This window comes from Streptomyces sp. NPDC059398, from assembly GCF_042751845.1.
Classification (GTDB): Bacteria; Actinomycetota; Actinomycetes; order Streptomycetales; family Streptomycetaceae; genus Streptomyces.
The window spans coordinates 118,728-127,368 of the sequence record NZ_JBHYWP010000002.1 but is presented as its reverse complement, the minus strand read 5'-3'; the positions used below and the strand labels follow the sequence as shown (position 1 = coordinate 127,368).

The following is an 8,641-nucleotide window of genomic DNA, read 5'->3' as shown; positions in this document are numbered from 1 at the left end:
CGCCGCCCCGCCGCGCGCTCCGCCCCGCGCGCCCCCCCCACCCCCCCGGGGCCCGCCCCCCCGACGAGGTCGGTTCACTGAGATCAGCCGGTGAGGTCAGTTCGGCGAGTTTCAGTCGGCGAGTTCAGTCGGCGAGCGGCAGGTACACCCTGTTGCCGCTCGCGGCGAACTCCTTCGACTTCTCCGCCATCCCCGCCTCGATCTCCTGCCGGCTTCCGCCGTGTTCGCGGCGGATGTCCTGGGAGATCTTCATCGAGCAGAACTTCGGCCCGCACATGGAACAGAAGTGCGCGGTCTTAGCCGGCTCGGCCGGCAGCGTCTCATCGTGGAACTCCCTTGCCGTATCGGGGTCGAGAGCCAGATTGAACTGGTCCTCCCAGCGGAACTCGAAGCGTGCGTCCGAGAGCGCGTCGTCCCACTTCTGCGCATCCGGATGCCCCTTCGCGAGATCCGCCGCATGGGCCGCGATCTTGTAGGTGATCACGCCGGTCTTCACGTCGTCCCGGTTGGGCAGTCCCAGGTGCTCCTTGGGCGTGACATAGCAGAGCATGGCCGTGCCCCACCAGGCGATCATCGCCGCACCGATACCGGAGGTGATGTGGTCGTACGCCGGGGCCACGTCCGTGGTGAGCGGGCCGAGCGTGTAGAAGGGAGCCTCCTCGCAGATCTCCTGCTGGAGGTCGACGTTCTCCTTGATCTTGTGCATCGGGACGTGCCCGGGGCCCTCGATCATCGTCTGTACACCATGACGTTTGGCGATCGTGTTGAGTTCCCCGAGGGTGCGCAACTCCGCGAACTGCGCCTCGTCGTTGGCGTCCGCGATCGACCCGGGCCGCAGCCCGTCGCCCAGCGAATAGGTGACGTCGTAGGAGGCCAGAATGGCGGAGAGCTCCTCGAAGTGCTCGTACAGGAAGGACTCCTTGTGGTGCGCCAGGCACCACGCGGCCATGATCGAGCCGCCGCGCGAGACGATGCCGGTCTTGCGGCGCGCGGTGAGCGGCACATACCGCAGCAGCACGCCGGCGTGCACCGTCATGTAGTCGACGCCCTGTTCGGCCTGTTCGATGACGGTGTCCTTGTAGATCTCCCAGGTCAGCTCCTCGGCCTGGCCGTCGACCTTCTCCAGGGCCTGGTAGAGCGGCACCGTGCCGATCGGGACGGGCGAGTTGCGCAGCACCCACTCGCGGGTGGTGTGGATATTGCGCCCGGTGGACAGGTCCATGACCGTGTCGGCGCCCCACTTGGTGGCCCAGGTCATCTTGTCCACCTCCTCCTCGATGGAGGAAGTGACCGCGGAGTTCCCGATGTTGGCGTTGACCTTCACCAGGAACCGTTTCCCGATGATCATCGGCTCGATCTCCGGGTGGTTGACGTTGGCCGGCAGAACAGCCCGACCCGCGGCGATCTCCTCCCGTACGACCTCGGGGGAGACGTTCTCCCGGATCGCGACGTACTCCATCTCCGGAGTGATCTCCCCGCGCACGGCGTACGCGAGCTGGCTCACCGCACGCCCCTCGCGCCCCCTCCTGGGCTGGCGGGGACGGCCGGGGAAGACCGCGTCGAGGTTACGGAGTCCGCCGCGCGGCGATGTGTGCTTGATCCCGTCGTCCTCGGGACGGGCCGGTCGGCCCGTGTACTCCTCGGTGTCGCCGCGGCCGATGATCCAGTTCTCCCGGAGCGGGGCGAGCCCGCGCCGTACATCGGTCTCGACGGTGGGGTCGGTGTACGGGCCCGACGTGTCGTACAGCGCCACGTCCTGCCCGTTGGTGAGGTGCACCTGCCTGACCGGCACCCTGAGGTCCGCGCGTGAGCCCTCGGGGCCCGCGACATATCCCTTGTGCCAGCCCGGCTTGCGCTCGTTCTGGTCGGTGGCAGGCGTGTGTGCGTCCACTGTGGTCATGAGACCTACTCCCTACGCCGGCATTACCCGGTAACAGGTTCGGCGGTCGGCGCAGCTCCCCAGCAGACTGCTGGTCAGCGCCCTCTCAGCCCGGTGCTCCGAGCTCCCGCGTGTGCAAAGGTGCCTCCACGCTAACGCCCTGGGCCGCACGCTGAACAGAGGGCCTCCCCGTTCTTGCGATGATCGGGCGGTGACAGCACTGACCGAACCGCCCCCCGGCGAGCACGTCCATACGCACAGCCACGGCCCCGCGGCGCCCGTCTCCCGGCATCTGCGCAAGGTCATCGCGGCGGTGCTGATTCCTTTCGCCACGGCGGTGGTTGTCGGTCTCGTGGCCCTCTGGCCGGGCGGGGCGCCGCACCATGCCCGCAGCGGAGTCGGGTTCGACCGGCAGACACAGCAGGGCTCAGTGGTGGAGATCACTGCGGTCAACTGTGCGGATCTGCACGCCAGTCAGTCGTCGACGGGCGGCGGGGGCACGGCCGGGGGCGGCGGTGCGGCCGGGGGCGTCGCGTCGCCGGGCTCCGGCGGCGGTGCGGCATCGCCGGGCGCCCGGTGCAAGAAGGCGAAGATCGAGGTGTCGAGCGGCAAGGACAAGGGCCGCACCTTCACCGAGGTCGTCCAGCCGGACTCCCCGCGCCAGTTGCGCCGGGGGCAGGGCGTGATCGTGGCATACGCCCCCGACGCACCGCGCGACCTGCAGTACTCGGTCTCCGATGTGGACCGGAAGTTCCCGATGGTGCTGCTCGCCGGAGTCTTCGCGCTGGTGGTGGTCGCGGTGGGCCGGCTGCGGGGGCTGATGGCGCTGGTGGCACTGGCCGTCAGCTTCGCCGTGCTGACGCTGTTCATCCTGCCCGCGATTCTGCACGGGTCGAATCCGCTGGTCGTGGCGGTGATCGGGGCGAGCGCCATCATGCTGATCGCGCTCTACACCTGCCACGGCCTGACAGCGCGGACCTCGGTCGCCGTCATCGGCACGCTGATCTCGCTGATACTGATCGGGCTGCTCGGTTCGCTCTTCATCGGCTGGGCGAGCCTGACCGGCAACACCGACGACAGCACCGGACTGATCCATGGCCTCTACCCGCACATCGACATGAGCGGGCTGCTGCTGGCGAGCGTCATCATCGGATCGCTGGGGGTGCTGGACGACGTGACGGTCACCCAGACCTCGGCCGTCTGGGAACTCCACCAGGCCGACCCCACGATGGGGGCCCGTGGGCTCTACCGCGCGGGTATCCGGATCGGCCGCGACCACATCGCGTCCGTGGTCAACACGCTGGTGCTCGCCTACGCGGGCGCGGCGCTGCCCCTGCTGCTGCTCTTCTCGATCGCGCAGAGCGGCGTGGGGACGGTGGCCAACTCGGAGCTGGTCGCGGAGGAGATCGTACGGACCCTGGTGGGGTCGATCGGCCTGGTCGCCTCGGTGCCGGTGACCACGGCGCTCGCCGCGCTCGTGGTCTCGGCCGACCGTACGGGCGTGGCGTCCGGGGGCGCGGCGGGCGGTGGGACGGCGCTGACGCTCACCGGAGCGGGCCGCGCCCGGGGCGGCCGGGGCCGCCGTCGCAGGCGCTGATCAGCCGGTGCGCCGGTCTCAACCCGCGTTCTCCTCCGCGAGGATCCGCCCGAGCGCCGCCTCCAGATGCCCGTCGAAGTCGCCCAGGCTGCGCTCCTCACCGAGCGGGACGATCTTGTCGGTACGGTCCAGGAAGGCGATCAGCGGGGCGCTGCCCGCCCGGAACAGCGCGCGGTCCGCGCCGACCTGGAGGCGCAGATGGACGTCGGCCAGCCCTGACGGGTCGCTCGGCGCGATGTGCACATCGCCGTCCCCCGTCGGGGCGTTGATCCCGTCGAGAAGCAGCTCGCGGCCGAACGTCCAGGTCACCGGCGCGTCCCCGGGAAGGTGGAAGGTCATCCGGACCGCGTACGGATCACTCACCTCGTAGCACAGCTCCACCGGGATACGGAAGGAGAGCTCCTCGGAGACGAGGAAGCTCATCATGACCTCTGCCTGGACCGATTCGCGCATGTCCCTACCCCGCAGTAGACGCCGTGTTGGTTCACAAGTTGGCCGGGAATGTGCGTCCAGGCCCTCTTGACGTAATCGTGCTGTAAGCGCAAACAGATCACAAGGAGTGATATTTCAGATACTGATAGAGAACGCAAGTGAATCGAGCAGAGGCATCAGTTCGGAGCGTAACGTTTTGACTGCGGAGAGCAACTTGACTTGCTGGTGTACGGGGCCGGAAACAGCCATTGCCGCAGCCACTGGACCGACCGTGACCGGGACGGCCGCGCAGACGGTTCCGATGGCGTACTCCTGCCGCTCGACCACCGGTTGTATCCGCTCGGCCGCAGCCAGTCTCCGCAGGAAGACGCACCGGTCCCGCACGGAATAGCGGGTCAGCGAACGTACCGGATGGCGGTCCAGGTGATCTTCGCGGGAGGCTTCATCGAGCTGGCTCAGGAGGCACTGGCCGAGGGCGTGTGCATGACCGGTTTGACGGAAATCCGCCCACTCATCGACGGCCGGCGCAGCGGGAGTGTCGGCGACCGCGAGCAGGTCGATCTCACCCTCGCGGTACGCCGCAAAATAGACCGGAACCCCGAGCGCGTCCCGCCAGGAATTCAGTGATTCGATCAGCGTGGCGCGCCGGTTCCGTGCGGCGCAGCGGCCGGCCAGCCGCTCTGCGGCGGCCCCGGGCACGAACACACCGTTCTCCCGGCGCACATAGCCCTCATGGGCCAGGGTGCGCAACAGGTGGTAGGCGGTCGGAAGGGGAAGACCCGCCTCCCTGGCCAGCTGTTTCGCGGGGGCCCCACCGCTGTGGGAGCTGACCTCCTCCAGCAGTCTGAGCGCGCGCTGCACCGAGCCGATCAAAGTCGGCGCAGCGGTGTGAGGTGCTGTGGCCAAAGAGTCACCCCCAGCATGCCGACGGTGGGTCCCGTACCCGTGAGGGCTCACCCCTCATGGGTCCCGCCGCGCACAATCTGCTGGTCAGCGCCCTTTCAGGCCGGATTCCCGAGGAGGCGGCAAGGATTTCTCACTGTAGCCACAGCCTCCGTCCGGGCGTGGGGATTTGCCGCCCCGTCCCTCCGCAGGGTTAACGGCCGCACGAGTACACCAGTCCGGGCCGGCCGTTCCGCGAGCGGTGCTCGTGCGGTGCGGCCCGGTGCTTGTGCAGCGCGGTGTTACCAGTCGTTCCGCGAGGATGACGACGAGGTGAACTTGCGTACGACGTAGATCAGTCCGGCGACGAGCGCCACCAGGAGCAGGGCCTTGAAGAGCAGCCCGATCACGAAGCCGATGACGGTCGCGATGAGGCCGCCGAACACGATCAGCACGAGGACGGGCACCGCGACCCACTTCACCCACCACGGCATTCCCGCGAAAATCTCTCGGACCGCCATCGTCCTTACCTCTTCCTGGATCTTCCTGGACCACGCCGGCCACTCCGGGTGCTCTGCTGTCGATGCTAAAGGCGCCGGGGTGGCCGGTGGCGGCCGTGGAGCCCTTGGAATCCCCTGATCCGCCCCCTACGGGACACCAGGGGCCCAGGAGTCCGGGGCTCGGGGGCCGAGTCCCGGAATCCGGGCCCGGAGCCCCGCGCGTCAGCTCTCGGGCGGTGAGAAGACCACCAGGACCCGCAGGTCCTCGGAGATGTGGTGGAACTTGTGCGCCACCCCCGCCGGGACGTACACCACCCCGCCGCGGGCGACCTCGGTCGTCTCGGTACCGACGGTGATCGAGGCCCGTCCGCTCACCACGAAGTACACCTCGTCCTGGCCGTGCGGCTGCTGGCGGTCGGTGGCTCCCGCGTCCAGCGCGTAGAGCCCCACCGACATGTTCCGTTCGCGAAGAAACTGCAGGTAGGCGCCGTCGTTGGCAGCGCGCTCCGCCTCCAGTTCATCCAGCCGGAATGCTTTCATCGCTCGTCAGCCCCTGCACTCGTACCGATCGTGTCTGCCACGATCAGACACATGAAGAATTTTGTAGTCAAGACGGTTGCCAACGCGGCAGCACTCTTCGTAGCCATCTGGCTCCTCCAGGACATCACGCTCAGCGGTGACTCGACCGGCCGCAAGGCGCTCACCCTGATCCTCGTCGCGCTGGTCTTCGGCCTGGTGAACTTTGTCGTCAAGCCCGTCGTGAAGCTGATCGCCTTCCCGTTGTTCATTCTCACGCTGGGGCTGATCACCCTGGTGATCAACGCCCTGATGCTGCTGCTGACTTCCTGGCTGTCCGGAAAGCTCGACCTCTCCTTCCACGTGCACGGCTTCTGGACCGCCGTGATCGGCGGACTGATCATCTCGGTCGTCTCCTGGGCCCTGAACATCGTCATGCCCGACGAGGACTGAGCCCCTTATGAGTACCCCTGCCATGAACACACCCAGCGCAGCCACCGGAGACGGAACCCGGGCGGTGCGGGCCGGTCTGCCCGTACCGGTGAAGTACGAACCGACCCTGCCGGGGCCGGTCTTCGCCGCCCACTACCACCTGCCGGGCGAGCCCACCGGGCCCTATACGTACGGCCGCGACACCAATCCGACCTGGACCCGTCTCGAAGCAGCCATCAGCGAGCTGGAGTCACCTGACGAGCCGGCCGAGACGGTCACCTTCGCCTCCGGCATGGCGGCCGTATCGGCGGTCCTGCTCTCCCAGGCCCGCGCGGGCGACACGGTGGTGCTGCCCGACGACGGATACCAGGCGCTGCCGCTGGTCAGGGAGCAGTTGGAGGCGTACGGCGTCGAAGTCCGGACCGCGCCGACCGGGGGCGACGCACAGCTGACCGCCCTGGCCGGCGCCCGGCTGCTGTGGATCGAGACCCCGTCCAACCCCGGCCTGGACGTGTGCGACGTACGGCGCCTCGCGGCTGCCGCGCATGCCGGCGGGACGCTGGTGGCGGTCGACAACACCCTCGCGACCCCGCTCGGGCAGCGGCCCCTCGACCTCGGCGCGGACTTCTCCGTGGCCAGCGGCACCAAGGGACTCACCGGGCACGGCGACATCCTGCTCGGCTATGTCACCTGCCGGGACACCGAACTCGCGGGGCGGGTACGGAAGTGGCGCAAGGTGGCCGGAGCGATCCCGGGGCCGATGGAGGCCTGGCTCGCACACCGCTCGCTCGCCACGATCCAGTTGCGCGCCGACCGACAGTCGGCGAACGCCCTCGCGCTCGCCGAGGCACTGGCGGGGCGGCCGGAGATCGAGGGGCTGCGCCACCCCGGGCTGCCGTCGGACCCCTCGTACGTCACGGCTGCGGCCCAGATGCGCCGTTTCGGCTGCGTGGTCTCGTTCGTACTGCCCGGCCGCGACCATGCGGAACGCTTCCTCGACGCACTGGAGCTGGCCGACGACGCGACCAGTTTCGGCAGTGTCCGCTCCACCGCCGAGCGCCGTGGGCGCTGGGGCGGAGACGCCGTACCGGAAGGATTCATCCGCTTCTCCGCGGGCGTCGAGGACACCGCTGATCTGGTGGCGGACGTCTTGAGGGCCCTGGACGAGGCGGCGCGGGAGCGGTAGCCGCAGAAGCAGCGGCGCCGACAGCGGATGGCGGGGCGCCACCGCGGGTGGCGCCGCATCCGTGCTGCGGACGGTCCGAGCCTCCCCCCTCATGGCTCGGACCGTCCCGGTTCCCCGTTCAACGCGCGAAGAACCGCTTCCACAAGGCTAGTTGACTCTGCGTCAGTGTCCAATCACAGTAGCGGCAGAGACCTATCGACTTATTTATAGTTCTGCCCGGGGACGGGACGCCTTCGCCACGGTCGGAACGGGACGGTACGGACATGGATCTGGCCCTGCTCCGCACCTTCGTCACCGTGCACCGGGCCGGATCCTTCACCCGCGCCGCTGCACTGCTGGGGCTCTCACAGCCCGCGGTGACCAGCCAGATACGCACCCTGGAGCGCCAGCTGGGACGCCCGCTCTTCCTGCGCCGGGCCCGCGGCGTCACCCCGACCACCATCGGGGACGAGCTCGCTCACCGCGCGGCGCCGCATCTGGACGCGCTTGTCGAGATCGCCGAGGCGGGCATCGACGAGGAGACCGGCATCCGCACCCTGCATCTGGCGGGGCCGCCGGAGTTCACCGCGGCGCGCGCCCTGCCCGCGCTCACCTCGCTGATACCGCAGGGCATCGCACTGCGCGTCTCGTTCGGCAACACCGAGGAGACCCTGGACGGGCTCGGCGCCGGGCACCACGATCTCGCCATCACCACGGCGCGGCCCCGCGGTGAACTCCTGACCGCGACCGCGCTCTGCGACGAGGAACACGTCCTGGTCGCCTCCCCCCGCTGGGCCGCCCGGATCGGACCGGGCACCCTGCGGCGCCAGGGGCCCTCCGTGCTGAAGGACCTGCCCGTGGTGGAGGTCCATGAGTCACTGCCGTTCGTCTCCCGCTACTGGAGCGCCGTCTTCGACACCCACCCCGCCGAGACCGCCGCGGTCGTCGCACCGGACCTGTGGGCCGTCCAGCAGGCCGTGGTCGCAGGCGCCGGGCTCGCCGTACTGCCGCGCTATCTGTGCGAGGACACCCTGGAGCGGGGAGAGGTGGTGGCGCTGCTGGATCCGCCGGTGCCACCGCTGCGTACCTACTTCCTGGCCGTACGCAGCGGAACGCTCGCGCTTCCGCACATCGCCCGGGCCCAGGAGTGGCTGCTGCGGGCAGCCTCCGACTGGTCCTGAGGAAAGGTCCCGGGGCCGGTGATGCGTTTCGGAACCGGTTTCACGGGCCACTCTCCT

At 69.0% G+C, this 8,641-nt stretch carries 9 protein-coding genes and 1 riboswitch; of the genes, 4 read left to right on the top strand and 5 right to left on the bottom strand.

All coding sequences use genetic code 11. The features are described 5' to 3' along the window. Positions 1-124: 124 nt before the first annotated feature. Entirely contained in the window at positions 125-1,900 is a 1,776-nt protein-coding gene (gene thiC / locus ACFXBC_RS01735) for a phosphomethylpyrimidine synthase ThiC (protein WP_385017326.1), read from the bottom strand. Beyond that, a riboswitch (TPP riboswitch) is annotated at positions 1,893-2,020 on the bottom strand. (Overlaps the previous gene by 8 nt.) A gap of 70 nt (positions 2,021-2,090) precedes the next feature. Between thiC and ACFXBC_RS01730 the strand changes: the two genes are divergently transcribed. Next, a complete protein-coding gene (locus ACFXBC_RS01730) occupies positions 2,091-3,476 on the top strand; it encodes a YibE/F family protein (RefSeq protein ID WP_385017323.1) in 1,386 nt (461 codons plus the stop codon). Positions 3,477-3,494: 18 nt separating this feature from the next. Here ACFXBC_RS01730 and ACFXBC_RS01725 read toward each other — a convergent pair whose 3' ends face one another. From ACFXBC_RS01725 to ACFXBC_RS01710, 4 genes are all read right to left on the bottom strand, one after another. Beyond that, the gene (locus ACFXBC_RS01725; RefSeq protein WP_385017320.1) at positions 3,495-3,929 is read right to left on the bottom strand and encodes an SsgA family sporulation/cell division regulator; all 435 of its coding nucleotides are present in this window, start codon (positions 3,927-3,929) and stop codon (positions 3,495-3,497) included. 114 nt (positions 3,930-4,043) lie between these two features. Next, positions 4,044-4,814 (bottom strand): IclR family transcriptional regulator, encoded by a 771-nt coding sequence (locus tag ACFXBC_RS01720; RefSeq protein ID WP_385017317.1) that lies wholly within the window; start codon positions 4,812-4,814, stop codon positions 4,044-4,046. 278 nt (positions 4,815-5,092) lie between these two features. Continuing rightward, positions 5,093-5,311: a DUF5326 family protein gene (locus ACFXBC_RS01715; protein WP_266855269.1), complete on the bottom strand. Its 219-nt coding sequence runs from the start codon at positions 5,309-5,311 to the stop codon at positions 5,093-5,095. A gap of 201 nt (positions 5,312-5,512) precedes the next feature. Then, entirely contained in the window at positions 5,513-5,830 is a 318-nt protein-coding gene (locus ACFXBC_RS01710) for a cupin domain-containing protein (RefSeq protein WP_164258035.1), read from the bottom strand. A gap of 51 nt (positions 5,831-5,881) precedes the next feature. On the opposite strand from ACFXBC_RS01710, the gene ACFXBC_RS01705 reads away from it, so the two are divergent. From ACFXBC_RS01705 to ACFXBC_RS01695, 3 genes are all read left to right on the top strand, one after another. Further along, positions 5,882-6,259 carry a phage holin family protein gene (locus ACFXBC_RS01705; RefSeq protein WP_385017313.1) on the top strand — a complete coding sequence of 126 codons (378 nt, stop codon included), beginning with the start codon at positions 5,882-5,884 and terminating at the stop codon, positions 6,257-6,259. A gap of 22 nt (positions 6,260-6,281) precedes the next feature. Further along, positions 6,282-7,424: a cystathionine gamma-lyase gene (locus tag ACFXBC_RS01700; RefSeq protein ID WP_385017310.1), complete on the top strand. Its 1,143-nt coding sequence runs from the start codon at positions 6,282-6,284 to the stop codon at positions 7,422-7,424. Between the two features lie 263 nt (positions 7,425-7,687). Continuing rightward, positions 7,688-8,584, top strand: coding sequence for a LysR family transcriptional regulator (locus ACFXBC_RS01695; protein WP_385017307.1), 897 nt, complete (start codon positions 7,688-7,690; stop codon positions 8,582-8,584). The last annotated feature ends 57 nt before the right edge of the window (positions 8,585-8,641 follow it).